Annotated in this window: 17 protein-coding genes; 14 read left to right on the forward strand and 3 right to left on the reverse strand. The window is 67.1% G+C overall.

The features are described from left to right. The 6 genes from ACT2FV_RS17580 to ACT2FV_RS17605 all read left to right on the forward strand — a co-directional run bounded on the left by ACT2FV_RS17580 (position 1) and on the right by ACT2FV_RS17605 (position 7,049). A complete protein-coding gene (locus ACT2FV_RS17580) occupies positions 1-540 on the forward strand; it encodes a F0F1 ATP synthase subunit delta (RefSeq protein ID WP_014895498.1) in 540 nt (179 codons plus the stop codon). A 44-nt stretch (positions 541-584) separates the two neighbouring features. Then, positions 585-2,126 (forward strand): F0F1 ATP synthase subunit alpha, encoded by a 1,542-nt coding sequence (atpA, locus tag ACT2FV_RS17585; protein ID WP_059602075.1) that lies wholly within the window; start codon positions 585-587, stop codon positions 2,124-2,126. A gap of 69 nt (positions 2,127-2,195) precedes the next feature. Beyond that, a complete protein-coding gene (gene atpG / locus ACT2FV_RS17590) occupies positions 2,196-3,071 on the forward strand; it encodes a F0F1 ATP synthase subunit gamma (protein WP_059602072.1) in 876 nt (291 codons plus the stop codon). 66 nt (positions 3,072-3,137) lie between these two features. Continuing rightward, positions 3,138-4,532 carry a F0F1 ATP synthase subunit beta gene (atpD, locus tag ACT2FV_RS17595; RefSeq protein ID WP_034183838.1) on the forward strand — a complete coding sequence of 465 codons (1,395 nt, stop codon included), beginning with the start codon at positions 3,138-3,140 and terminating at the stop codon, positions 4,530-4,532. A gap of 104 nt (positions 4,533-4,636) precedes the next feature. Continuing rightward, positions 4,637-5,062 (forward strand): F0F1 ATP synthase subunit epsilon, encoded by a 426-nt coding sequence (locus tag ACT2FV_RS17600; RefSeq protein ID WP_006477288.1) that lies wholly within the window; start codon positions 4,637-4,639, stop codon positions 5,060-5,062. A gap of 259 nt (positions 5,063-5,321) precedes the next feature. Continuing rightward, positions 5,322-7,049: an AMP-binding protein gene (locus tag ACT2FV_RS17605; RefSeq protein ID WP_444504528.1), complete on the forward strand. Its 1,728-nt coding sequence runs from the start codon at positions 5,322-5,324 to the stop codon at positions 7,047-7,049. A gap of 700 nt (positions 7,050-7,749) precedes the next feature. On the opposite strand, the gene ACT2FV_RS17610 is transcribed toward ACT2FV_RS17605, so the two are convergent. Further along, complete coding sequence (locus ACT2FV_RS17610) at positions 7,750-8,559, reverse strand: transporter substrate-binding domain-containing protein (RefSeq protein WP_444504529.1); 810 nt, start codon at positions 8,557-8,559, stop codon at positions 7,750-7,752. Between the two features lie 148 nt (positions 8,560-8,707). Between ACT2FV_RS17610 and hemE the strand changes: the two genes are divergently transcribed. From hemE to ACT2FV_RS17630, 4 genes are all read left to right on the forward strand, one after another. Next, complete coding sequence (gene hemE, locus ACT2FV_RS17615; protein ID WP_124627913.1) at positions 8,708-9,802, forward strand: uroporphyrinogen decarboxylase; 1,095 nt, start codon at positions 8,708-8,710, stop codon at positions 9,800-9,802. Positions 9,803-10,250: 448 nt separating this feature from the next. Further along, complete coding sequence (locus tag ACT2FV_RS17620; protein WP_174920008.1) at positions 10,251-12,512, forward strand: primosomal protein N'; 2,262 nt, start codon at positions 10,251-10,253, stop codon at positions 12,510-12,512. A 376-nt stretch (positions 12,513-12,888) separates the two neighbouring features. Continuing rightward, positions 12,889-16,821 carry a trifunctional transcriptional regulator/proline dehydrogenase/L-glutamate gamma-semialdehyde dehydrogenase gene (putA, locus tag ACT2FV_RS17625; protein ID WP_059602057.1) on the forward strand — a complete coding sequence of 1,311 codons (3,933 nt, stop codon included), beginning with the start codon at positions 12,889-12,891 and terminating at the stop codon, positions 16,819-16,821. A gap of 84 nt (positions 16,822-16,905) precedes the next feature. Continuing rightward, entirely contained in the window at positions 16,906-18,045 is a 1,140-nt protein-coding gene (locus tag ACT2FV_RS17630) for a branched-chain amino acid ABC transporter substrate-binding protein (RefSeq protein WP_124902785.1), read from the forward strand. A gap of 119 nt (positions 18,046-18,164) precedes the next feature. Here ACT2FV_RS17630 and ACT2FV_RS17635 read toward each other — a convergent pair whose 3' ends face one another. Then, positions 18,165-19,817, reverse strand: a complete 1,653-nt coding sequence (locus ACT2FV_RS17635; RefSeq protein ID WP_444504530.1) for an acyl-CoA dehydrogenase family protein — start codon at positions 19,815-19,817, stop codon at positions 18,165-18,167. A 73-nt stretch (positions 19,818-19,890) separates the two neighbouring features. Here ACT2FV_RS17635 and ACT2FV_RS17640 point away from each other — a divergent pair, with 73 nt between their 5' ends. The 4 genes from ACT2FV_RS17640 to ACT2FV_RS17655 all read left to right on the forward strand — a co-directional run bounded on the left by ACT2FV_RS17640 (position 19,891) and on the right by ACT2FV_RS17655 (position 24,328). Beyond that, positions 19,891-20,559 carry a TetR/AcrR family transcriptional regulator gene (locus tag ACT2FV_RS17640; RefSeq protein WP_444504531.1) on the forward strand — a complete coding sequence of 223 codons (669 nt, stop codon included), beginning with the start codon at positions 19,891-19,893 and terminating at the stop codon, positions 20,557-20,559. Positions 20,560-20,826: 267 nt separating this feature from the next. Continuing rightward, on the forward strand, positions 20,827-21,981 hold the full coding sequence (locus ACT2FV_RS17645) for a pyridoxal phosphate-dependent aminotransferase (protein ID WP_444504532.1): 1,155 nt from the start codon (positions 20,827-20,829) through the stop codon (positions 21,979-21,981). Between the two features lie 115 nt (positions 21,982-22,096). Then, the gene (locus tag ACT2FV_RS17650; protein WP_124627925.1) at positions 22,097-22,885 is read left to right on the forward strand and encodes an ABC transporter substrate-binding protein; all 789 of its coding nucleotides are present in this window, start codon (positions 22,097-22,099) and stop codon (positions 22,883-22,885) included. A 12-nt stretch (positions 22,886-22,897) separates the two neighbouring features. Continuing rightward, positions 22,898-24,328 (forward strand): FAD-binding oxidoreductase, encoded by a 1,431-nt coding sequence (locus ACT2FV_RS17655; protein ID WP_444504533.1) that lies wholly within the window; start codon positions 22,898-22,900, stop codon positions 24,326-24,328. 25 nt (positions 24,329-24,353) lie between these two features. Here the strand turns inward: ACT2FV_RS17655 and ACT2FV_RS17660 are convergent, their stop codons facing one another. Next, entirely contained in the window at positions 24,354-24,926 is a 573-nt protein-coding gene (locus ACT2FV_RS17660; RefSeq protein WP_151051975.1) for a PadR family transcriptional regulator, read from the reverse strand. Positions 24,927-24,954: the final 28 nt, after the last annotated feature.

The raw sequence follows: 24,954 nt of genomic DNA on the forward strand, positions 1-24,954 counted from the left end.
ATGGCCGAACTTGCAACCATCGCCCGCCCTTACGCAGAAGCGCTGTTCCGCGTGGCCGAGGGAGGTGACATCGCCGCCTGGTCCACGCTCGTGCAAGAGCTGGCCCAGGTTGCGCGTCTGCCGGAAGTGCTGTCGGTCGCGTCGAGCCCGAAGGTGACGCGCACGCAAGTGGCCGAGCTGCTGCTTGCTGCGGTGAAGTCGCCGGTCGCGGCTGGCGCCGAAGCGAAGAACTTCGTGCAGATGCTGGTCGACAATCATCGCATCGCGCTGCTGCCGGAAATCGCCGAGCAGTTCGAGGCGCTCAAGAACGAACGCGAAGGTGCAGCCGACGCCGAGATCGTGAGCGCGTTCCCGCTGAACGGCGCGGATCTCGAAAGCCTCGTCTCTGGCCTCGAACGCAAGTTCAAGCGCAAGCTGAAGCCGACGGTCGAAGTCGATTCGTCGCTGATCGGCGGCGTGCGCGTGACGGTCGGCGACGAAGTGCTCGACACCTCGGTTCGCGCGCGCCTCGCATCGATGCAGGCTGCCTTGACCGCCTGAGCGCCACGCCGGCACGCAACAGAATTGACTATCAGGAGCGAATAATGCAACTCAATCCCTCTGAGATCAGCGAGCTGATCAAGAGCCGGATCCAGGGCCTTGAAGCGAGCGCAGACGTTCGCAACCAGGGCACCGTGATCTCCGTGACCGACGGTATCGTGCGCATCCACGGCCTGTCGGACGTGATGCAGGGCGAAATGCTCGAGTTTCCGGGCAACACGTTCGGCCTCGCGCTGAACCTCGAGCGCGACTCGGTCGGCGCGGTGATTCTCGGCGAATACGAACACATCTCGGAAGGCGACGTCGTCAAGACGACGGGCCGCATTCTGGAAGTCCCGGTTGGTCCGGAACTCGTCGGCCGCGTGGTCGACGCGCTCGGCAACCCGATCGACGGCAAGGGCCCGGTCAACGCGAAGCTGACCGACGCGATCGAAAAGATCGCCCCGGGCGTGATCTGGCGTAAGTCGGTGTCGCAGCCGGTGCAGACGGGCATCAAGTCGATCGACGCGATGGTGCCGATCGGCCGTGGCCAGCGTGAGCTGATCATCGGCGACCGTCAGTGCGGCAAGACCGCGGTGGCGCTCGACGCGATCATCAACCAGAAGGGCAAGGACCTGATCTGTATCTACGTCGCGATCGGCCAGAAGGCTTCGTCGATCATGAACGTGGTTCGCAAGCTCGAAGAAACGGGCGCGATGGAATACACGATCGTCGTCGCCGCTACGGCTTCGGATTCGGCAGCGATGCAGTATCTCGCACCGTACGCCGGCTGCACGATGGGCGAATACTTCCGCGACCGCGGCCAGGACGCGCTGATCATTTACGACGACTTGACCAAGCAAGCTTGGGCATACCGTCAGATCTCGCTGCTGCTGCGCCGCCCGCCGGGCCGTGAAGCATATCCGGGCGACGTGTTCTATCTGCACTCGCGTCTGCTCGAGCGTGCTGCTCGCGTGTCGGAAGAGTACGTCGAGAAGTTCACGAACGGCGAAGTGAAGGGCAAGAGCGGCTCGCTGACGGCACTGCCGGTCATCGAAACGCAGGCTGGCGACGTGACCGCGTTCGTTCCGACGAACGTGATCTCGATTACCGACGGCCAGATCTTCCTGGAAACCGACCTGTTCAACGCAGGCATCCGCCCGGCAATCAACGCCGGCGTGTCGGTGTCGCGAGTCGGTGGCGCCGCTCAGACGAAGGTCGTGAAGAAGCTGTCGGGCGGTATCCGTACCGACCTCGCGCAGTACCGTGAACTGGCCGCATTCGCGCAGTTCGCATCGGACCTCGACGAAGCGACCCGCAAGCAGCTCGAGCGCGGCCGCCGCGTGACGGAACTGCTGAAGCAGCCGCAGTACCAGCCGCTGCAGGTTTGGGAACTGGCCGTGTCGCTGTACGCCGCGAACAACGGCTACCTCGACGACCTCGACGTGAAGCAAGTGCTGCCGTTCGAGAAGGGCCTGCGCGACAACCTGAAGACCAGCCACGCTGACCTCATCAAGCGCATCGAAGACACCAAGGATCTCTCGAAGGACGACGAAGGCGCGCTGCGCGCGGCGATCGAATCCTTCAAGAAGTCGGGTGCCTATTGATCCGCGAGTGACACACTGAGGCCGCGCGGGTGCTGATGCGCCCGCGCAGCTTCGGTCAAGGAGCAAGCTATGGCTGGAATGAAGGAAATTCGCGGCAAGATCAAGAGCGTGCAGAACACGCGCAAGATCACGAAGGCGATGGAGATGGTGGCCGCATCGAAGATGCGCCGCGCGCAGGAACGCATGCGCGCCGCTCGTCCTTACGCGGACAAGGTCCGTGCCATCGCCGCGCACATGAGCCGCGCGAACCCGGAGTACCGCCACCCGTTCATGGTGGCAAACGACGGCGCGAACACGGCCGGCATCATCCTCGTCACGACGGACAAGGGTCTGTGCGGCGGGCTGAACACCAACGTGCTGCGTGCGACGGTGCAGAAGTTCAAGGAGCTGGAAGAGAAGGGCCAGAAGGTCGAAGCCACGGCGATCGGCAGCAAGGGCCTCGGTTTCCTGAACCGCTTCGGCGCGAAGGTGATGTCGCAGGTCGTGCACCTCGGCGACACCCCGCATCTGGACAAGCTGATCGGCGCAGTGAAGACGCAGCTCGACCTGTATTCGGAAGGCAAGCTGTCGGCGGTTTATATCGCTTACACGCGCTTCGTCAACACGATGAAGCAGGAAGCCGTGATCGAGCAGCTGCTGCCGCTGTCGTCGGAACACTTCGAAGCCGATGACGGTACGCCGGCTACGTCGTGGGACTACATCTACGAGCCGGACGCGCAGGCAGTCGTCGACGAACTGCTCGTGCGTTACGTCGAGGCGCTGGTGTACCAGGCCGTCGCTGAAAACATGGCGTCCGAGCAATCGGCGCGGATGGTCGCGATGAAGGCCGCGTCCGACAACGCGAAGACGGTGATCAGCGAACTGCAGCTCGTATACAACAAGAGCCGCCAGGCCGCGATTACGAAAGAACTGTCGGAGATCGTCGGCGGCGCAGCTGCTGTTTAAGCGCGCGCCACGGACGACAACTGCGCCTTTGCGCGAGTAAAGAATCAGGTATTTAAAGGAAAAGCGATGAGTACTGCTGCTTTGGTAGAAGGCAAGATCGTACAGTGCATCGGCGCCGTTATCGACGTGGAATTCCCGCGCGACAGCATGCCGAAGATCTACGACGCGCTCATTCTCGATGGCTCGGAACTGACGCTCGAAGTCCAGCAGCAGCTGGGCGACGGCGTTGTCCGTACCATCTGTCTGGGTGCATCCGACGGCCTGCGCCGCGGTCTGACCGTGAAGAACACGGCAAATCCGATCTCGGTGCCGGTCGGCAAGCCGACCCTCGGTCGTATCATGGACGTGCTCGGCCGTCCGATCGACGAAGCCGGCCCGATCGTGAGCGAACATACGCGTTCGATCCACCAGAAGGCTCCGGCGTTCGACGAACTGTCGCCGTCGACCGAGCTGCTCGAAACGGGTATCAAGGTTATCGACCTGATCTGCCCGTTCGCAAAGGGCGGCAAGGTTGGCCTGTTCGGCGGTGCTGGCGTGGGCAAGACCGTCAACATGATGGAGCTCATCAACAACATCGCGAAGGAACACGGCGGTTACTCCGTGTTCGCGGGCGTGGGCGAGCGTACCCGTGAAGGGAACGACTTCTACCACGAAATGAAGGACTCGAACGTTCTCGACAAGGTCGCGCTGGTGTACGGCCAGATGAACGAGCCGCCGGGCAACCGTCTGCGCGTTGCGCTGACCGGCCTGACGATGGCCGAGCACTTCCGTGACGAAGGCCTCGACGTGCTGTTCTTCGTCGACAACATCTACCGTTTCACGCTGGCCGGTACCGAAGTGTCGGCACTGCTCGGCCGTATGCCGTCGGCAGTGGGCTATCAGCCGACGCTGGCTGAAGAAATGGGCAAGCTGCAGGAACGCATCACGTCGACCAAGAAGGGCTCGATTACGTCGGTTCAGGCCGTGTACGTCCCTGCGGACGACTTGACCGACCCGTCGCCGGCAACCACCTTCGGCCACCTGGACGCAACCGTCGTTCTGTCGCGTGACATCGCTTCGCTGGGTATCTACCCGGCGGTCGACCCGCTCGACTCGACGTCGCGCCAGATCGACCCGAACGTGATCGGTGAAGAGCACTACTCGATCACCCGTCGCGTTCAGCAGACGCTGCAGCGCTACAAGGAACTGCGCGACATCATCGCGATTCTGGGTATGGACGAACTGTCGCCGGAAGACAAGCTGTCGGTCGCGCGCGCTCGTAAGATCCAGCGTTTCCTGTCGCAGCCGTTCCACGTCGCTGAAGTGTTCACGGGCTCGCCGGGCAAGTACGTGCCGCTGAAGGAAACGATCCGTGGCTTCAAGATGATCGTCGACGGCGAGTGCGACCACCTGCCGGAACAGGCGTTCTACATGGTCGGCACGATCGACGAAGCCTTCGAAAAGGCCAAGAAGATCCAGTAAAGGTCGGGTGTAACGCAGCGGGCGCCCGTGCGTTCGTGAAGGATGTCTCGATGGCATCTTTTCACGGACGGGCGCCCACGTAATACGCTCAACCAGGAGTCGATATGGCAACCATCAAAGTAGACGTCGTCAGCGCGGAAGAGCAGATCTTCTCGGGCGAGGCGAAATTCGTCGCGCTGCCGGGCGAAACGGGTGAGCTGGGTATTCTGCCGGGTCACACGCCGCTGATCACGCGGATTCGTCCGGGTGCGGTGCGCATCGAAGTCGAGGGCGGCAACGACGAATTCGTGTTCGTCGCAGGCGGCATTCTCGAAGTGCAGCCGGGCGCCGTGACGGTGCTCGCCGATACCGCGATCCGCGGCAAGGACCTCGACGCGGCGAAAGCCGAGGAAGCGCGCAAGCGTGCCGAGGAAACGCTGCAGAACGCGAAGTCGGACCTCGACCTCGCAAAGGCGCAATCGGAGCTCGCGACCGCGATGGCGCAGCTCGAAGCGATCCAGCGTCTGGCGAAGATTCGCAGCCGGCACTGAGCCGCGCGCGCGTATCCCGCGAAAGAAAGCAGCCTTCGGGCTGCTTTTTTTTCGTCCGTCGTTTTCGTCGGTTTTTTTGCGGGCCGGATCGTATCGTCCGGTCGTGCTATTTCATCCGCCCGCCGCGATTTGATGTCAGAGTGTCGTCAGCAGAACGCGGCATCATCCGCGCAGAGGCAGTCCGCCGCGATCGTGGCGGAGCAGGCGCGCGCGTTAGCCGCGTGCGGAGCCGATCAGATAAAAACGGACGGAGACATCGATGGCAGCAGACCTTGGCAAGGGGGCGCTGATCGCGCCCGAAAACGGACTGTCGTACGTGCGCGGCGCGACCGACGTGCCGCTATCCGAAGCGACGATCGGCCGGTTCCTGCTCGACACGGCGGGCCGCTTTCCCGATCGCCCGGCCGTCGTGTTCCGCGAACAGCAGGTGCGCTGGACCTGGCGCGCGTTCGCGCACGAGGTCGACGTGCTCGCGGCGGGCCTCGCCGCGCTCGGGATCGTGAAGGGCGACTGCGTCGGCATCTGGTCGCCGAACCGCAGCGAATGGCTGCTCACGCAATTCGCGACCGCGCGCATCGGCGCAGTCCTCGTCAACATCAACCCGGCCTACCGGCTTGCGGAACTCGAATACGCGCTGAACAAGGTCGGCTGCAAGGCCGTGATCGCGGCCGAGCGCTTCAAGACGTCGGCGTACGTCGAGATGCTGCAGACGATCGCGCCGGAGCTCGCGGGCGCGACGCCGGGCGACCTGCATGCGGCACGCGTGCCGAGCCTGCGCACGGTCGTGTCGATGGGCGAGGTCGCGCCGGCCGGCATGTTCCGCTTCGCGGACGTGATGGCGCGCGGCCGCGACACGCTCGATGTCGCGCGGCTCGACGCGATCGGCGCGACGCTCGCGGCCACCGATCCGATCAACATCCAGTTCACGAGCGGCACGACCGGCAGCCCGAAGGGCGCGACGCTCACGCACCGCAATGTCGTCAACAACGCGCGCTCGATCGCGATGGCGATGCGCTTCACCGAACAGGATTCGCTCTGCATCCCGGTGCCGCTGTATCACTGCTTCGGGATGGTGCTGGCCGTGCTCGCGTGCGTGTCGACGGGGGCCGCGATGGTGTTCCCCGGCGAGGCGTTCGATCCGGTCGCGACGCTCGCGGCCGTCGCCGAGGAGCGCTGCACCGCGCTGCACGGCGTGCCGACGATGTTCATCGCGGAGCTCGATCATCCGGACTTCGCGAAGTTCGACCTGTCGACGCTGCGCACCGGGATCATGGCCGGCTCGCCGTGCCCGATCGAGACGATGAAGCGCGTCGTGTCGCAGATGCATCTGTCCGAGATCACGATCGCGTACGGAATGACGGAGACGAGCCCCGTGTCGTTCCAGAGCTCGACCGACGACCCGCTCGAGAAGCGCACGACGACGGTCGGCCGCATCCAGCCGCACCTGGAGGTGAAGATCGTCGACCCAACCGGCGAGATCGTGCCGGTCGGCGCGACGGGCGAGCTGTGCACGAAGGGTTACTCGGTGATGCTCGGCTACTGGGACGACGAAGCGAAGACGCGCGAGGTGCTGGTCGACGGCTGGATGCATACGGGCGACCTCGCGACGCTCGACGCCGACGGCTACTGCAACATCGTCGGCCGGCTGAAGGACATGGTGATTCGCGGCGGCGAGAACGTGTATCCGCGCGAGATCGAGGAATTCCTGTTCAGGCATCCGAAGATTCAGAGCGCGCAGGTGTTCGGCGTGCCCGACGCGAAATACGGCGAGGAGCTGTGCGCGTGGATCGTGCTGCGTGCGGGCGAGCAGATGACCGAGGATGACGTGCGCGCGTTCTGTAGCGGCCAGATCGCGCACTACAAGATTCCGCGCTACATCCGCTTCGTCGACGAGCTGCCGATGACGGTGACGGGCAAGGTGCAGAAATTCGTGATGCGCGAACGGATGATCGACGAACTGAAGCTCGACGTGCAGAAGACTGCTTGATACGAGCAAGCGGCCCGGCGGCGGGACGAACGCGGCGGCCTGCGGGCCGTTGCGTTTTCGATGGACGAAAAAAAGCGGGCTTATTAGCCCGCTAAAAACCACACGCTACGGGGTTAGCGCGAGGAGACCAAAGATGAAACCGAGTCCGGCGGGAGCCGGAAACGACTCCAACAGGGATGCCCCTCGGAAGGGCTTCGGTACGTGACCGACTGGCTCGCAGCGCTTCGCGTCCGCTCACACTTGGCACACGAGACCGCATCCGTGTTGAAACCGTTGAGCCCATTGTGGGCGAATTAATGATCCCTCACGGTAACAAAGTGTTTCAGGTTGTAACGCCCGCCAGATAAGGCTTTCCGGGATTTTTTTCTGTTTTCGGGGTCCTGAAGAAGGTCATATTTACTCGTCATTTCCGCAGAGTTTTCATCGGGTGCGCATAATGCGTTTTTCATGCGTATCGGCGTCGATGAAATGCCGATTTACACGCCGGAATGTGCATCGCGCGGCAGATACCGCACATGACGATTCATTCGTCGGAAAGATTTTGAAACGTGATTGAGGCACGCGATAGTCGGCCATTCGGCCGGTTTTCGCGATTTCACGCCGGCCACGCGCCACGCCGATGTGTAACGGCGGGGTGCGCGGCCGGCGGCGGCAACGGGTCCACGTCGTTATCGGACGCCCGTTCCGCGAGCGATCGTGCTCACTTCAGCCACTTGTCGGAGATCGCCTGGTATTCGCCGGACGATAGCGCCAGATGCAGCCACTGGTCGACGTACTGCTGGAAGACGACGTCGCCGCGCGGCACCATGTACGCCTTTTCTCCGAACTGGAACGGCTTGTCCGGATGCACGGAGCACAGGCCCGGATTCAGCTTTTGCTGCAGCAGCGTCTCGGACGCATCCGTCACCATGACGTCCGCCTTGCCCGCGAGGATCTGCTTGAAGATCGTCACGTTGTCCGGATAGACGCTCAGGTTCGCATGCGTGAAGAACTGCTTCGCGAAGCGCTCGTTGGTGCCGCCCGAGTTCACGATCACGCGGGTCTCGGGCCGGTCGATCTGCGCGACGGTCTGGTACTTGTCGGCGTCCGCGCAGCGCACGATCGGCGTCTTGCCGTCGACCACGTACGGCTGCGTGAAGAACACGCGCTTCTGGCGCTCGAGTGTCGTCGACACGCCGCCCACCGCGACATCGCACTTCGCGACGAAGTCGTTGGTGAGGTTCGACCAGCTCGTCTTCACGAACTCGGCCTTCACGCCGAGCGATTTCGCGAGCGACTCGGCCATGTCGATGTCGATGCCCTCGAAGCGGCCGTCCGCGCGGTAGTACGAATACGGCTTGTAGTCGCCCGTCGTGCACACGCGCAGCGTGCCGCGTGCGACCACGTCGTCGAGCCGCGAGCCGACGGCCGCGGTGGTCGGGGCCGCCGTCGTGGTCGTACCCTGCGCGTGCGCGGCGGCGCAGCAAAGCATGGCAGCGGCGAGCGTGGCCAGCGTGGCGAATGTCTTCATCGGTCTCCTCCTTCGGTCGGTTCGATATCAGCGTCCGATCATAACGGAGCCATCGCGCGCGTCATATGGCCGCCATCGCATCGGCATACGCAGCCGTGCGGCCGCGCTCCGGTAAAATGCCGCTTTGCCTTCGCTCGTCGCTCCTACCGTGGCCCATACCCTGCTCAACGACACCTTCCTGCGTGCGCTTCTGCGCGAGCCGACCGACTACACGCCGATCTGGCTGATGCGTCAGGCCGGCCGCTATCTGCCCGAATACAACGCGACGCGCGCGCGCGCCGGCAGCTTCCTCGGCCTCGCGAAGAATCCCGACTACGCGACCGAAGTGACGCTGCAGCCGCTCGAGCGCTTCCCGCTCGACGCCGCGATCCTGTTCTCGGACATCCTGACGATTCCCGACGCGATGGGCCTCGGCCTCGACTTTCAGGTCGGCGAAGGGCCGAAGTTCGCGCATCCGGTGCGCACCGAGGCCGACGTCGCGAAGCTCGCGGTGCCGGACATCGAGGAGACGCTCGGTTACGTGACGGGCGCCGTGCGCGAGATCCGCCGCGCGCTGACCGACGGCCAGGGCCGCCAGCGCGTGCCGCTGATCGGCTTCTCGGGCAGCCCGTGGACGCTCGCGTGCTACATGGTCGAAGGCGGCGGGTCGGATGATTTCCGCACGGTGAAGTCGATGGCGTATTCGCGCCCCGACCTGATGCACCGGATCCTCGACGTGAACGCGCAGGCCGTGGCCGCGTACCTGAACGCGCAGATCGAAGCCGGCGCGCAGGCCGTGATGATCTTCGATACGTGGGGCGGCGCACTCGCGGACGGCGCATATCAGCGCTTCTCGCTGGACTACATCCGTCGCGTGGTCGCGCAGCTGAAGCGCGAGCACGACGGCGAGCGCGTGCCGGTGATCACGTTCACGAAGGGCGGCGGCCTGTGGCTCGAGGAAATCGCGGCGACCGGCGTCGACGCGGTCGGCCTCGACTGGACGGTCAATCTCGGCGCCGCGCGCGAACGCGTCGCCGGGCGCGTCGCGCTGCAGGGCAACCTCGACCCGACGATCCTGTTTGCGCCGCCGGCCGTGGTGCGCGAGCAGGCGCGTGCGGTGCTCGACAGCTACGGCAATCACCCCGGTCACGTATTCAACCTCGGCCACGGCATTTCGCAGTTCACGTCGCCCGACCACGTCGCCGAGCTCGTCGACGAAGTGCACACCCACAGCCGCAAGATCCGTAGCGGATCGGTGGGCTAAGCGCAAGCGCTGCCATGCTGCACTGCGGGGTGGCGGCGTTTCGCTGTCGGCGCTAAACAGGGCGCAACCCCGCACCGGTTGCCGATTCAAGGCTTGTCAAGACTTGACTTATGCACATTTTCCACGTTGCAGCGCGGTAGAGCCCTGTATCGGTCGAAATGTCTCGCTATGGTTCCGTAATTTGAATAGCAGCCTTATGGAATAAGGCTCCGCGGGGCGCGGCCGACGGCGGCCGAAAACAGCGGGAAGCACGGCCCCGCGCGCTTCGCGGCTGTTGAACGGCGAGTTCTCAACAAAGTTATCCACAGGCTGGTCAGGGTATACGGCGATTCCTAATGCGAATCCAAAACTTAGCGCCGAATCTGAAGTTTTACTTTAAGTTCGCCACCGTGGCGCGGACCCGGGTGCAATTCGCCGGTGCGCCCCGTGCTGTCGCCGGAGCGCGGTGATGGGCGGCACCTACCTCAGGGTCGCCCTCGACCATCCGCTCGCCACCCTGTTCGACTACCGCTGCGACGTCCAGCCGGCGCCTGAGCCCGGCACCCTGGTGCAGGTGCCGTTCGGCAAGCGGCAGGTTGTCGGCCTCGTCTGCGAAGTGACGACTCACACCGACGTGCCGCCGTCCCGGTTGCGGGCGATCGACGCGATCTGTACCGAGCTGCCGCCGCTCGCGCCGGATTGGCTCGCGCTCGTGTCGTTCGCGGCCGACTATTACCAGCGCGGTCGCGGCGAAGTCGCGCTGCCGGCGTTGCCGCAGGCGCTGCGCGACGCGGAGCGCTGGGGCCGGCTGCTGGCGCCCGAGGTGCGCTACCGGCTGACCGAAGCCGGCCGCGCGGCGCTGCCCGACGCACTGCCGGCGCGCGGGGCCGCGCTGCGGCGGCTCGCGCAGGCGCTCGCCGACACCGATTCGATGACGTTGCCCGATGCGCGGGCGTTGCATCCGAAGGCCGCCGCCACGCTCGACGACTGGGCGGCGCACGGCTGGGTCGCCATCGAGGAAATCGGCTGGGCCGACGCACCTGTGCCCAAACCTGTGGATAACCTGTCGACAACCAGTGGACGAACTGTGCCGCCGGCGCTCACCGACCAGCAGGCGGAGGCGCTCGACGCGATCCGCGCCGCGCAGGGCTTCGCGCCGTTCCTGCTGCATGGCGTGACCGGGAGCGGCAAGACCGAGGTCTATCTGCATGCGCTCGCCGCGCTGCTCGATGCGCGGCCCGACGCGCAGGCGCTCGTGCTCGTGCCCGAAATCAACCTGACGCCGCAGTTCGAGGCCGCGTTCCGCGCACGCTTCGCGGGCACGCTCGCCGACGACGCGATCGTCACGCTGCACAGCGGGCTCGCCGAGGGCGAGCGTGCGCGCAACTGGCTCGCCGCGCACACGGGCCGCGCGCGGATCGTGCTCGGCACGCGGCTCGCGGTGCTTGCTTCGCTGCCGACGCTCGCACTGATCGTCGTCGACGAGGAGCACGAGCCCGCATACAAGCAGCAGGAAGGGCTGCGCTATTCGGCGCGCGATCTTGCCGTGTGGCGCGCGAAGCATCTCGGCATTCCGGTCGTGCTCGGCTCGGCGACGCCTTCGCTCGAGAGCTGGTGGCAGGCCGATCAGGGCCGCTACACGCGGCTCACGCTGTCGCGCCGCGCGGTAGCCGACGCGACGCTGCCGACCGTGCGGCTGATCGATCTCGAAGAGGAGCGGCGGCGCGGGCGCGCGTCGATGGGCGGGCTGTCGGGGCCGCTCGTCGCGGCGTTGAAGGCGCGGCTCGAGCGCGGCGAGCAGAGCCTCGTGTTCCTGAACCGGCGCGGCTACGCGCCGCAGCTCGCATGCGACGCGTGCGGCTGGGTCGCCGGTTGCCCGCGCTGCAGCGCCTACGTCGTGCTGCACAAGCCCGAGCATGCGCTGCGCTGCCATCACTGCGGCTGGGAAGCGCGCATTCCGCGGTCGTGCCCGGAATGCGGGAACGTCGATATCGCGCCGCTCGGGCGCGGCACGCAGCGCATCGAGGAAGCGCTCGCCGAGGCCGTGCCGGGCGCACGGATATTGCGGATCGACGCGGACAGCACGCGACGCAAGGGCAGTGCGCAGGCGCTGTTCTCGGACGTGCACGCCGGTGAAGTCGACATCCTGGTCGGCACGCAGATGATCGCGAAGGGGCACGACTTCCAGCGCGTGTCGCTCGTCGGCGTGCTCAATGCCGACACCGCGCTGTTCTCGCACGACTTCCGCGCGAGCGAGCGGCTGTTCGCGCAGCTGATGCAGGTGAGCGGCCGCGCGGGGCGCGCCGGATTGCCGGGCGAGGTGCTCGTGCAGACGCGTTACCCGCGTCACGCGCTGTATCACGCGCTCGGCCGGCAGGATTACGTCGGCTTCGCGAATTCGACGCTCGGCGAGCGCCGCGACGCGCATCTGCCGCCGTTCGTCTACCAGGCGCTGCTGCGCGCCGAAGGACGCACGCTCGATGCGGCGCTCGCGTTCCTGCTGCAGGCCGCGGCCGCGTTGCCGGGGCTGCCGGGCGCCGATCGCGTGACCGTCTACGACGCGGTGCCGATGACGATCGTCAAGGTCGCGAACGTCCACCGCGCGCAGTTGTTGCTCGAAAGCGCGTCGCGGGCGGCATTGCAGCATGCGCTGCGCGCATGGCAGCCGGAACTGCGTGCGCTGAAGGGCGTGCTGCGGTGGAGCGTCGAGGTCGATCCGCTGGATATCTGAGCGCTGCGCGCGCGGCCGGCGCACCGCTCGCCGATACCGAGCCGGCCGGAACCGGCAACCTGCGCGAGCCGCCTGCCGGCCCGTCCCACACCCACCTGAATTCCCTGTCACCCCGCGCAGTGCAACCCGCTTTTCCCCTCGGTGGTGCACGCCGAGGGTTGCCCACGCGCGCCGACTCGCCCCGATCAGGGAAAACACCGATCCGCCGACCACGGGCAACCCCTAGGTTGCAACTTCATAAGTGGCTGATTATATTGAGTAACTTGAAGGTGCAACCGATCCATCAATTCGGTTGCACCTTTTTATTGCGTGCCGTAGGATTTCGCGCATCCTCTCACACCACATCGCCGGACTCGCACCGGCGCACGAACCCACCATGGCAAGCACGACTCTCGGCGTCAAAGTCGACGACCTTCTCCGCTCGCGCCTGAAAGACGCGGCAGCGCGTCTCGAGCGCACTCCCCACTGGCTGATCAAGCAGGCGATCTTCGCGTATCTCGAGCGGATCGAGCACGGCCAGCTGCCGCCTGAACTGTCGGGCAACAGCGGCGTGACGGAGCTCGCCGACGGCCAGGCGACGGACGGCGACGACGACAACTCGCCGCATCCGTTCCTCGAGTTCGCGCAGAACGTGCAGCCGCAATCGGTGCTGCGCGCGGCGATCACGGCCGCGTATCGCCGCCCCGAGCCGGAATGCGTGCCGTTCCTGCTGGGCCAGGCGCGCCTGCCCGCGAACCTGCAGGCCGACGTGCAGACGCTCGCGACGCAGCTCGTCGAGGCGCTGCGCGAGAAGAGCTCGGGCGGTGGTGTCGAGGGGCTGATCCACGAGTTCTCGCTGTCGAGCCAGGAAGGCGTCGCGCTGATGTGTCTGGCCGAAGCGCTGCTGCGCATTCCCGATCGCGCGACGCGCGATGCGCTGATCCGCGACAAGATCAGCAAGGGCGACTGGCGCTCGCACGTCGGCCACGCGCCGTCGCTGTTCGTGAACGCGGCGACCTGGGGCCTGATGATCACCGGCAAGCTCGTGACGACCAATAGCGAAGCGGGCCTGTCGTCGGCGCTCACGCGCCTGATCGGCCGCGGCGGCGAGCCGCTGATCCGCAAGGGCGTCGACATGGCGATGCGTCTGATGGGCGAGCAGTTCGTCACCGGCGAGACGATTTCCGAAGCGCTCGCGAACAGCCGCAAGTACGAAGCGCGCGGCTTCCGCTACTCGTACGACATGCTCGGCGAAGCGGCGACGACCGAAGAGGACGCGCAGCGCTACTACGCGTCGTACGAGCAGGCGATCCATGCGATCGGCAAGGCCGCCGGCGGCCGCGGCATCTACGAAGGCCCGGGCATCTCGATCAAGCTGTCGGCGCTGCACGCGCGCTACTCGCGCTCGCAGCAGGACCGCACGATGAGCGAGCTGCTGCCGCGCGTGCGTGCGCTCGCGCTGCTCGCGCGCCGCTACGACATCGGCCTGAACATCGACGCGGAAGAAGCGGATCGCCTCGAAATCTCGCTCGACTTGCTCGAAGCGCTCTGCTTCGATCCGGAGCTGGCCGGCTGGAACGGCATCGGCTTCGTCGTGCAGGGCTACCAGAAGCGTTGCCCGTTCGTGATCGACTACCTGATCGACCTCGCGCGCCGCAGCCGTCACCGCCTGATGATCCGCCTCGTCAAGGGCGCGTACTGGGATACCGAAATCAAGCGTGCGCAGGTCGACGGCCTCGAAGGCTATCCGGTCTACACGCGCAAGATCTATACGGACGTGTCGTACCTCGCGTGCGCGAAGAAGCTGCTCGCGGCGCCCGACGCCGTCTACCCGCAATTCGCGACGCACAACGCATACACGCTGGCCGCGATCTATCACCTGGCCGGCCAGAACTACTACCCCGGCCAGTACGAATTCCAGTGCCTGCACGGGATGGGTGAACCGCTGTACGAGGAAGTCACGGGCCGCGACAAGCTGAACCGTCCGTGCCGCGTGTATGCACCGGTCGGCACGCATGAAACGCTGCTCGCGTACCTCGTGCGCCGACTGCTGGAGAACGGCGCGAACACGTCCTTCGTGAACCGCATCGCCGACAAGACGGTCTCGGTGAAGGAACTGGTCGCCGATCCGGTCGACGAGGCATCGAAGGTCGTGCCGCTCGGCGCGCCGCACGCGAAGATCCCGCTGCCGCGCAACCTCTACGGCGACGAGCGTCCCAACTCGATGGGCCTCGACCTGTCGAACGAACATCGTCTCGCGTCGCTGTCGTCCGCGCTGCTCGCGAGCGCGCACCATCCGTGGCGCGCGGCGCCGATGCTCGCCGACGACGCGCTCGCCGACGCCCCGGCGCGCGACGTGCGCAACCCGGCCGACCAGCGCGACCTGGTCGGCACCGTCAGCGAAGCGACGGCCGAACACGTGAGCGCGGCGCTCGCGCACGCGGTGGCCGCCGCGCCGATCTGGCAGGCGACGCCGGTCGATGCACGCGCCGACTGCCTGGTGCGCGCTGCCGACCTGCTCGAAGCGCAGATGCACACGCTGATGGGCCTGATCGTGCGCGAAGCCGGCAAGTCGCTGCCGAACGCGATCGCCGAAATTCGCGAAGCCGTCGACTTCCTGCGCTACTACGCGGCGCAGATCCGCGACGAATTCTCGAACGACACGCACCGCCCGCTCGGCCCCGTGGTCTGTATCAGCCCGTGGAACTTCCCGCTCGCGATCTTCATGGGCCAGGTGGCGGCCGCGCTCGCGGCCGGCAACACGGTGCTCGCGAAGCCGGCCGAACAGACGCCGCTGATCGCCGCCCAGGCCGTACGCCTGCTGCGCGAGGCCGGCGTGCCGGCCGGCGCGGTGCAGCTGCTGCCGGGCACCGGCGAGACCGTCGGCGCGGCGCTGGTCGCCGATCCGCGCACGCGCGCGGTGATGTTTACCGGCTCGACCGAAGTCGCGCGCCTGATCAACAAGACGCTCGCCGCGCGCCTCGACCCGGACGGCAAGCCGATTCCGCTGATCGCGGAAACGGGCGGCCAGAACGCGATGATCGTCGACTCGTCGGCGCTCGCGGAGCAGGTCGTCGCGGACGTGATGCAGTCGTCGTTCGACTCCGCTGGTCAACGGTGTTCGGCGCTGCGCGTTCTGTGTCTGCAGGACGACGTCGCGGACCGCACGTTGACGATGCTCAAGGGCGCGATGCACGAGCTGGCGCTCGGCAACCCGGACCGGCTGTCGACCGACGTCGGCCCGGTGATCGACGCCGAAGCGAAGCAGACGATCGACACGCACGTCGCGGCGATGAAGGAGAAGGGCCACGCGGTCACGCAGCTGTCGTCGCCGGAAGCTTGCGCACACGGCACGTTCGTGCCGCCGACGCTGATCGAGATCGGCAGCATCGACGAGCTGAAGCGTGAAGTGTTCGGCCCGGTGCTGCACGTCGTGCGCTATCGCCGCAGCCAGCTCGACAAGCTGCTCGAGCAGATCCGCGCGACGGGTTACGGCCTGACGCTCGGCATCCACACGCGGATCGACGAGACGATCGCGCACGTGATCTCGAACGCGCACGTCGGCAACATCTACGTGAACCGCAACGTGATCGGCGCGGTGGTCGGCGTGCAGCCGTTCGGCGGCGAAGGGCTGTCGGGCACGGGCCCGAAGGCCGGCGGCGCGCTGTACCTGCAGCGCCTGCTCGCGACGCGTCCGTCGGGCCTGCCGCGCTCGCTCGCGCAGATGCTGATCGCGGACGGCGCGGTCGAAGGCGACGCACGCGGCAACCCGGCGGCGGCGCTCACGACGCTGCGCGACTGGCTGATCGAGCAGCGCGAGCCGGCGCTGGCCGCACGCTGCGACGGCTATCTGGCGCAGGTGCCGGCCGGTGCGACCGCAGTGCTGACCGGGCCGACGGGCGAGCGAAACACGTATACACTCGGCCCGCGCGGCACGGTGCTGTGTGTCGCGGCCACGCCGGGCGGCGCGCGCGCGCAGTTCGCGGCGGTGCTGGCGACGGGCAACCGCGCGCTGTTCGCCGGCGCGGCGGGCGAGGCGCTGGTCGCCGCGCTGCCGGCGGCGCTGAAGGGGCATGCGGCCGTGCGCAAGCAGGCCGACGCGCCGTTCGATGCGGTGCTGTTCGAAGGCGACAGCGACGAACTGCAGACGCTCGTGAAGGACGTCGCGCAGCGACCGGGCCCGATCGTGTCGGTGCAGGGCGTGTCGGCGGGCGCGTTCGAGAACGGCGACGCGGAAGACTACGCGCTCGAGCGCCTGCTCACCGAGCGCTCGGTGAGCGTGAACACGGCCGCGGCGGGCGGCAATGCGAATTTGATGACGATCGGCTGACCATCCTTGCCGTTCGGATCAAACAAAGGAAGCGGCAAGGCGATCCCGAAGCCGCTCCATTTACCCTGGTACCAAGGAGATGCTATGCAACACACGATGAAAAAGCTGGCAGGCGCGACGTTCGTCGCCGTCATGTCGCTTGCGGGGACGGCCCATGCGGACGACGTGAAGATCGGTTACGCAGGGCCGATGACGGGCGCCCAGGCTCACTACGGCAAGGATATGCAGAACGGGATCGCGCTCGCGCTGGAAGACTTCAACGCGACGAACCCGAAGATCGGCGGCAAGGCGGTGAAGTTCGTGCTCGAGACGCAGGACGACCAGGCTGACCCGCGCACCGGCACGACGGTTGCGCAGAAGCTCGTCGACGACGGCATCAAGGGTATGCTCGGCCACTTCAACTCGGGCACGACGATTCCCGCTTCGCGTATCTACGCAAACGCCGGCATTCCGGAAATCGCGATGGCGACGGCGCCGGAATACACGCAGCAGGGTTACAAGACGACCTTCCGCATGATGACGTCCGACACGCAGCAGGGCTCGGTGGCGGGCACCTTCGCGGCGAAGGATCTCGGCATGAAGAAGATCGCGATCGTCGACGACCGCACGGCCTACGGCCAGGGTCTCGCCGACCAGTTCGAGAAGGCCGCGAAGGCTGGCGGCGCGACGATCGTCGACCGTGAATTCACGAACGACAAGGCCGTCGACTTCAAGGCGATCCTGACGAAGCTGAAGGCGGCGAAGCCGGACCTCGTCTACTACGGCGGCGCGGATTCGCAGGCAGCGCCGATGGTCAAGCAGATGAAGACGCTCGGCATCACCGCACCGCTGATGAGCGGCGAAATGGTGAAGACGCCGACGTTCCTGAAGATCGCGGGCAACGCGGCCGACGGCACGATCGCATCGCTGGCAGGCCTCCCGCTCGAGGAAATGCCGGGCGGCAAGGGTTACGCCGACAAGTACAAGAAGCGCTTCGGCGAAGACGTGCAGACGTACTCGCCGTACGCGTACGACGGCGCGATGGCAATGCTCAACGCGATGAAGAAGGCCGACTCGACCGATCCGGCGAAGTACCTGCCGGTGCTCGCGAAGACCGACATGGCCGGCGTCACGTCGTCGCACGTCGCGTACGACGCGAAGGGTGACCTGAAGAACGGCGGCATCACGATGTACAAGGTCGAGAAGGGCGAGTGGAAGCCGCTGAAGAGCATCGGCGGCAAGTAAGCATGGCGTGAGTCGCCGGCGGCGTCGAAGGGCGCCGTGCCGGGCATCATGTGAAGAAGCCACCGGGCCGTCGGGTCCGGTGGCTTTTTCTTTGGCGTCGGTGGTCGGTTCGGCGCCCGTCAGGCCGCGTAAGCGCGCTGCAGCAGCGCGGCGACGTCGAGCGCGTGCGGATCGAAGCCGCCCGCGATGCGGCCCCAGTCGGGCGCGGCAAGCCGCGTCGCGATGAACGCGTCGGCGACGGCCGCGGGCGCGTCGCGCCGCAGCAGGCAGGCCTGCGCGACGAGCGCGAGCCGCTGCGCGAACACGCGGGCCGACGCCTCGAGCGTATCGGCCGGTGCCGCGAGCATCGCGCGCAGCGCATCGAGTGCCGCGCGTATGCGGGGCTCGCCCGCGCAGAGGTCGGTCAGCTCGGCGAAGAGCGCCGCGGCCGCGTCGGGTTCGCGCGACACCGCGCGCAGCACGTCGAGGCACATCACGTTGCCGGAGCCTTCCCAGATCGAGTTGACCGGCGCTTCGCGGAACAGCCGCGCGATCGGGCCGTCGTCGACGTAGCCGTTGCCGCCGAACACTTCCATCACCTCGCCGGTCAGCTCGACCGCGCGCTTGCAGACCCAGAATTTCGCGGCGGGCGTGACGATCCGCTTCCACGCGCGTTCGCGCGGCGAGTCGTCGCGCTCGAACGCGTCGGCGAGACGCATCGCGAGCGCGAGCGCGGCTTCGCTTTCGAGCGCGAGATCGGCGAGCACGGTGCGCATCAGCGGCTGCTCGGCGAGCGCGCGGCCGAACGCATGGCGCTGGCGCGTGTACGCGATCGCCTGCACGACGCCCTGGCGCAGCATCGCCGCGCTGCCGAGCACGCAGCTCAGCCGCGTGTACGTGGCCATCTCGATGATGGTCGGAATGCCGCGGCCTTCGTCGCCGAGCATGATGCCCCACGCGTCGTTCAACTCGATCTCGCTGCTCGAGTTGCTGCGGTTGCCGACCTTGTTCTTCAGCCGCTGGATCTCGACCGCGTTCTTCGTCCCGTCGGGCCGCCAGCGCGGCACGTAGAAGCACGACGGGCCGCCGGCTGCGGTGCGCGCGACGACCAGGTGCGCGTCGCACATCGGCGCGGAGAAGAACCACTTGTGGCCGCGCAGCCGGTATTCGCCGCCGCGTCCGCCCGCACCGACGGCACTCGCCAGCGTCGTGTTCGCGCGCACGTCGGAGCCGCCCTGTTTCTCGGTCATGCCCATGCCGAACCAGATCGAGCGCTTGTCGGCGACCGGCACGTCGCGCGGATCGTAGTCGTCGCTGTACAGCTTGTCGCGCAGCAGGTCCCACAGCGCGGGTTCCTTCTGCAGCACCGGAATCGCGGCCTGCGTCATCGTCGCCGGGCACAGCGTGCCGGCCTCGATCTGGCCGTGCAGGTAGAAGCCGGCCGCGGTCGCGGCCCAGCGGCCCGGGCGCGTATCGCGGAACGCGAGCGACACGAAGCCCTCGTTGCGGTACATGCCGAGCAGCGTGTGCCACGCCGGATGGAAGTCGACGCAGTCGATGCGCCGGCCGCGCCGGTCGAACGCGTTCAGTTCCGGCGGGTGGCGGTTTGCTTCGTCGGCGAGCCGCGCGGTGTCGGCGCTGCCGAGCCGCGCGCCGTACGCGTCGAGCTGCGGCACGGCCCAGCCGGCGCCCGCGCGGGCGAGTGCCTCGCGCAGCGCGACGTCGGTGGCGAAGAGGTTATAGTCGACCAGTTCGTCGAACTGGTTCGTGATGGCATGGGTCGATTCGGTCATCGGGCTGTCTCCGGTCTCGTGCTTCGCGGTCTGCCGGTCAAACGCGTTTCCGCTGAATTTCAGAGTAGCAAATATGCCGCCGCGACATGTTCAGGTTCCGGCGCCGCCCGGCCAGTCGGCGGCGCAACCCGCGCCCGCGTTGCGCCGCCGGCCGCGCCAGTCGCGCGCGCAGGCCACGTCCGAGGCGCTCCAGCAGGCCTTCGTTCAGCTTTTGCTCGAGCGCGGCTACGCGAAGGCGACGATCCGCGAGATCGCGGCCGTCGCGGGCGTGAGCGTCGGCACCTTCTACGAATACTTCGGCGACAAGCAGAGCCTCGCCGCGCTGTGCATCCACCGGCGCGTGCTGGCGCTGGCCGACCGGCTGCGCGAAGCGGCGCATGGGCTGCGCGGCGTGCCGCGCGCCGAGCTCGCGGCCGTGCTCGTCGACCTGCAGGTCGATACGATCGCCGCCGACGCCGCGCCGTGGAGTGCGTTCTTTGCGCTGGAGCGGCAAGTGTCGCCGCTGTCCGCATACCGCCGCCATTACGACGCGTATGTCGCGCTGTGGCGCGACGCGCTTGCGCAGTGCAGCGATCCGCCGCCGGCCGCGAGGCTCGACGGGGTCGCGCGAATGGCGCATGCGGTCTGCTACGGCGGCGTGTCGCAGACGCTGCTCACGCTCGGGCCCGCGCTGGACTTCGCCGCGTTGCGGGGCGAGTTGCAGGCCGTCCTGGGCGCCTATCTGGCCGCCGCGGGCGCGTGATGCGCGGCGTGGCCGTGCATTCGGGCGGCCAGCGCAAGCCCGTCGTGAGTGTGGGCAGGCACTGGGAGGAGATGCCTGATGCGCATGCGTTGCCGGGCACATGGTCTTGGCATTGAGCCTTGCGCATGGCCGGTCATGAGAAAAATGCATGGCCGCCATGACGAACTTTCGATTGTCCGCCCTTATTGGCTCGGGCTAAATCATGCGTCACGAACCGGGCTGCGCGCGTCGCGCGGGCCGGCGCGAAGGACAATTGAAGGAGGAGTCATGCGAAGCGCCACCACGCCCCGATCGAAACTGCCGGACGTCGGGACGACGATCTTCACGGTGATCGGCCAGCTCGCCGCGCAGCACGATGCGCTGAACCTGTCGCAGGGCGCGCCGAATTTCGCGCCCGATCCGGCGCTCGTCGAGGGCGTCGCGCGCGCGATGCGCGACGGCCACAACCAGTACGCGCCGATGGCCGGCGTCGTGTCGCTGCGCGAACGCCTCGCGGAGAAGACGGAGGCGCTGTACGGCACGCGCTACGACCCGGGCACCGAGATCACGGTGATCGCGAGCGCGAGCGAAGGGCTCTACGCGGCGATCAGCGCGCTCGTGCATCCGGGCGACGAAGTGATCTATTTCGAGCCGTCGTTCGACAGCTATGCGCCGATCGTGCGGTTGCAGGGCGCAACGCCGGTCGCGATCAAGCTGTCGCCCGAGCATTTCCGCGTGAACTGGGACGAAGTGGCCGCGGCGATCACGCCGCGCACGCGAATGATCATCGTCAACACGCCGCACAACCCGACCGCGACGGTGTTCTCCGCCGACGATCTCGAACGGCTCGCGCTGCTCACGCGCAATACCGACATCGTGGTCCTGTCGGACGAGGTCTACGAGCACGTGGTGTTCGACGGCGCGCAACATCAGAGCGTCGCGCGTCACCGTGAGCTCGCCGAGCGCAGCGTGATCGTGTCGTCGTTCGGCAAGTCGTTCCACGTGACGGGCTGGCGGGTCGGCCATTGCGTCGCGCCGGCCGAACTGATGGACGAGATCCGCAAGGTGCACCAATTCATGGTGTTCTCGGCCGATACGCCGATGCAGGTCGCGTTCGCGGAGATCCTCGCGCGGCCGGAAAGCTATCTCGGCCTGTCGGCGTTCTACCAGGCCAAGCGCGACCTGCTCGCGCGCGAGCTGGCCGGTTCGCGCTTCGAGCTGCTGCCGAGCGAAGGCTCGTTCTTCATGCTCGCGCGGTTCCGGCACTTCTCGGACGAACGCGACAGCGACTTCGTGCTGCGCCTGATCCGCGATGCGCGCGTCGCGACGATTCCGCTGTCGGCGTTCTATACCGACGGCACCGACGCCGGCGTGATCCGGCTCAGTTTCTCGAAAGACGACGCGACGCTGATCGAAGGCGCGCGGCGGTTGCGGTCGCTGTAAATCGCGGGCGCGGCCCGCACCCCAAGCAGGCGACGTGTACGTCGCACGGAAAGCCACCGACGGAACCGGAGCACGTGCGAACGCACGGCGCCGGCCGACAAGCCAGGAGATCACGATGAAGCATGCACACACACTCAAGCTCGCGTTCGCACTCGCGTGCGCGCTCGGTTCCGGCGCGGCGCTCGCCGACGGGCAAACGCTGCGTTTCGGCCTCGAGGCGCAATACCCGCCGTTCGAGTCGAAGGCGCCGAACGGCGACCTGCAGGGCTTCGACATCGACGTCGGCAACGCTGTCTGCCAGACCGCGAAGCTGTCGTGCAAGTGGGTCGAGACGTCGTTCGACGGGCTGATTCCCGCGCTGAAGGGCCGCAAGTTCGACGCGATCAATTCGGCGATGAACGCGACCGAGCAGCGGCGCCAGGCGATCGACTTCACGACGATCATCTACCGTGTGCCGACGCAGCTGATCGCGCGCACCGGCAGCGGCCTGCTGCCGACGCCGGAATCGCTGAAGGGCAAGCGCGTCGGCGTGCTGCAGGCATCGATCCAGGAAACCTACGCGAAGGCGCACTGGGAGCCGGCCGGCGTGTCGATCGTCGCGTACCAGGATCAGAACCAGGTGTATGCGGATCTCGTGGCGGGTCGTCTCGACGCGACGCTGGTGCTCGCGCCGGCCGGCCAGCGCGGTTTCCTGTCGCGCCCGGACGGCAACGGTTTCGCGTTCGTCGGCCAGCCGGTGCGCGACGACCGGATTCTCGGCAGCGGGATCGCGTTCGGCCTGCGCAAGGGCGACGACGCGCTGAAGGCGAAACTCGATTCCGCGATCGACAAGCTGAAGGCGGACGGCACGGTGAAGTCGCTCGGCCAGAAATACTTCGGCGATATCGACATCTCCACCAAATAACGGACGCACACGATGCAGAGCCTGGATACGGGCGGAGAGACCGGCGGCCACGGTGCGACGGTGCAGGCGGACGACGCGCTCGAGGCGGCGCTCGTCGCCGGCCTGGGCGACTCGCTGGTCACGCGGGCGGCCGGGATCGATCCGCGCTACTTCACCGCGTACAACGAGCCGGCCGGTGTGCGGCCGCGCGCGCTGGTGCGGCCGCGCAGCGTCGACGACGTGTCGCGCACGCTCGCGCTGTGCACGCGGCTCGGGCAGCCGGTCGTGCCGCAGGGCGGTCTCACCGGGCTCGCCCGCGGCGCGGTCGCGCTGGGCGGCGAGATCGTGCTGTCGATGGAGCGTTTCGCGGGCGTCGAGGCAATCGACGCGGCGGCGGGCACGATGACGGTGCGCGCCGGGACGCCGCTGCAGACGGTGCAGGAAGCAGCGGACGCGGCGGGCTTCACGTTCGGCGTCGATCTCGGCGCACGCGGTTCGTGCCAGATCGGCGGCATGCTCGCGACCAACGCGGGCGGCACGCGCGCGATTCGCTACGGGATGATGCGCGAGCAGGTGCTCGGGCTCGAGGCCGTGCTCGCCGACGGCACCATCGTGTCGTCGATGAACCGGATGCTGAAGAACAACGCGGGCTACGACCTGAAGCAGCTGTTCATCGGCAGCGAAGGCACGCTCGGCATCATCACGCGCGCCGTGCTGCGGCTGCATCCGAAGCTCGCCGCGCCGGCCACCGCGCTCTGCCGCGTGCGTGGCTACGACGCCGTCGTCGGGTTGTGGAACCGCCTGCGCGCACTGCCCGAGATCGTCAGTTTCGAAGCGATGTGGCCGGCCTTCTACGACTACGTCGCGGGCCACACGCCCGGCGTCGTCGCGCCGTTCGCGGGCGACGGCGGCTTCGCGGTGCTGATCGAGTGCGCGACGAGCGCGCCGGGCGGCGATGCGCGGCAGGCGCTGGAAACCGGCCTGGCCGATGCGATCGACGCGGGGCTCGTCGACGATGCAGCGCTCGCGACGTCCGAGCGGCAGGCGCGCGACCTGTGGACGTTGCGCGAAGGCCTCGCGATCGATGCGCTGCCGCATCTGGTGAACTTCGACGTGAGCCTGCCGACGGGTGAGCTCGGCCTGTTCGCCGCGCGCTGCGAGGCGGCGTTGCGTGCGGTCTGGCCCGGCATCGTTTGCCTGTTCTTCGGCCACGTCGGCGACGGCAATGTGCATATCGGCGTATCGCTCACCGGCATGCGCGACGCGGACGCCGATGCGATCGATCGCTGTGTGTACGCGGTCGTTCGGGACATGGGCGGCTCGGTGTCGGCGGAGCACGGCATCGGGATGCTCAAGCGCGCCTATCTCGCGCACACGCGCAGCGAAGCGGAAATCGGCTTGATGCGGCGCCTGAAGGCCGCGCTCGATCCCGCCGGCGTGCTCAATCCCGGCAAGGTGCTTTGATCGGCACGCGCCGATGGCGGGCGCGTCAGCCGTCGACCCAGCGCAGTGCGCCGATCCTCAGGTGTTCGACGACGCTGCGCGCCCAGTCGAGTTCCGCGTTGAGCAGCACGAGCGCATGTTCGTTCTGCAACAGGAACAGGCGCGGCACCTGGTCGTTCTGCGCGGCGTTGCGCAGCGACTCGAGACGTTCGCGTTCGGCCTCGAGCGCGGCGATGCGGCGCTCGAGTTGCTGGCGCGCATCGTCGGCGTCGAGCAGCGGCAGGAATGCGAGACCGGCGCCGAATGCCGGAAACTCGCGCGCGGGCTCCGCGAGCAGCGCATGCAGCCACGCCTGCCCGGCCGTATGCCCGGCTTCGGTCAGCGTGTACAGCGTGCGTTCGGGAAACGCGCCGTCGCGCTCGGTGTCGTGCACGGCGATCAGCCCGTCGCGCACCAGCCGGTCGATCGTCTGGTAGAGGCTCGTGCGCTGTCGCACGTTGACGACTTCGTCATAGCCGCGCGCCTTCAACTGCTGGAGCATTCCGTACGGATGCATCGGCGTTTCGGTGAGCGTCGCGAGGACCGCGAGCGCAAGCGGAGACGGGCGGCTTGTTGCCATGAATAGTTCGATTATGTCTAGTAAGAAT

Origin of the sequence: Burkholderia sp. PR2, assembly GCF_052372875.1 — a bacterium.
GTDB lineage: Bacteria > Pseudomonadota > Gammaproteobacteria > Burkholderiales > Burkholderiaceae > Burkholderia > Burkholderia diffusa.

Excerpts from the sequence above, each read along its gene's own strand:
- ACT2FV_RS17580 (WP_014895498.1), top strand. The coding sequence starts at position 1 with ATGGCCGAACTTGCAACCATCGCCCGCCCTTACGCAGAAGCGCTGTTC.
- atpA (WP_059602075.1), top strand. The coding sequence starts at position 585 with ATGCAACTCAATCCCTCTGAGATCAGCGAGCTGATCAAGAGCCGGATC.
- atpG (WP_059602072.1), top strand. The coding sequence starts at position 2,196 with ATGGCTGGAATGAAGGAAATTCGCGGCAAGATCAAGAGCGTGCAGAAC.
- atpD (WP_034183838.1), top strand. The coding sequence starts at position 3,138 with ATGAGTACTGCTGCTTTGGTAGAAGGCAAGATCGTACAGTGCATCGGC.
- ACT2FV_RS17600 (WP_006477288.1), top strand. The coding sequence starts at position 4,637 with ATGGCAACCATCAAAGTAGACGTCGTCAGCGCGGAAGAGCAGATCTTC.
- ACT2FV_RS17605 (WP_444504528.1), top strand. The coding sequence starts at position 5,322 with ATGGCAGCAGACCTTGGCAAGGGGGCGCTGATCGCGCCCGAAAACGGA.
- ACT2FV_RS17610 (WP_444504529.1), bottom strand. The coding sequence starts at position 8,559 with ATGAAGACATTCGCCACGCTGGCCACGCTCGCCGCTGCCATGCTTTGC.
- ACT2FV_RS17620 (WP_174920008.1), top strand. The coding sequence starts at position 10,251 with ATGGGCGGCACCTACCTCAGGGTCGCCCTCGACCATCCGCTCGCCACC.
- putA (WP_059602057.1), top strand. The coding sequence starts at position 12,889 with ATGGCAAGCACGACTCTCGGCGTCAAAGTCGACGACCTTCTCCGCTCG.
- ACT2FV_RS17630 (WP_124902785.1), top strand. The coding sequence starts at position 16,906 with ATGCAACACACGATGAAAAAGCTGGCAGGCGCGACGTTCGTCGCCGTC.
- ACT2FV_RS17635 (WP_444504530.1), bottom strand. The coding sequence starts at position 19,817 with ATGACCGAATCGACCCATGCCATCACGAACCAGTTCGACGAACTGGTC.
- ACT2FV_RS17640 (WP_444504531.1), top strand. The coding sequence starts at position 19,891 with ATGCCGCCGCGACATGTTCAGGTTCCGGCGCCGCCCGGCCAGTCGGCG.
- ACT2FV_RS17645 (WP_444504532.1), top strand. The coding sequence starts at position 20,827 with ATGCGAAGCGCCACCACGCCCCGATCGAAACTGCCGGACGTCGGGACG.
- ACT2FV_RS17650 (WP_124627925.1), top strand. The coding sequence starts at position 22,097 with ATGAAGCATGCACACACACTCAAGCTCGCGTTCGCACTCGCGTGCGCG.
- ACT2FV_RS17655 (WP_444504533.1), top strand. The coding sequence starts at position 22,898 with ATGCAGAGCCTGGATACGGGCGGAGAGACCGGCGGCCACGGTGCGACG.
- ACT2FV_RS17660 (WP_151051975.1), bottom strand. The coding sequence starts at position 24,926 with ATGGCAACAAGCCGCCCGTCTCCGCTTGCGCTCGCGGTCCTCGCGACG.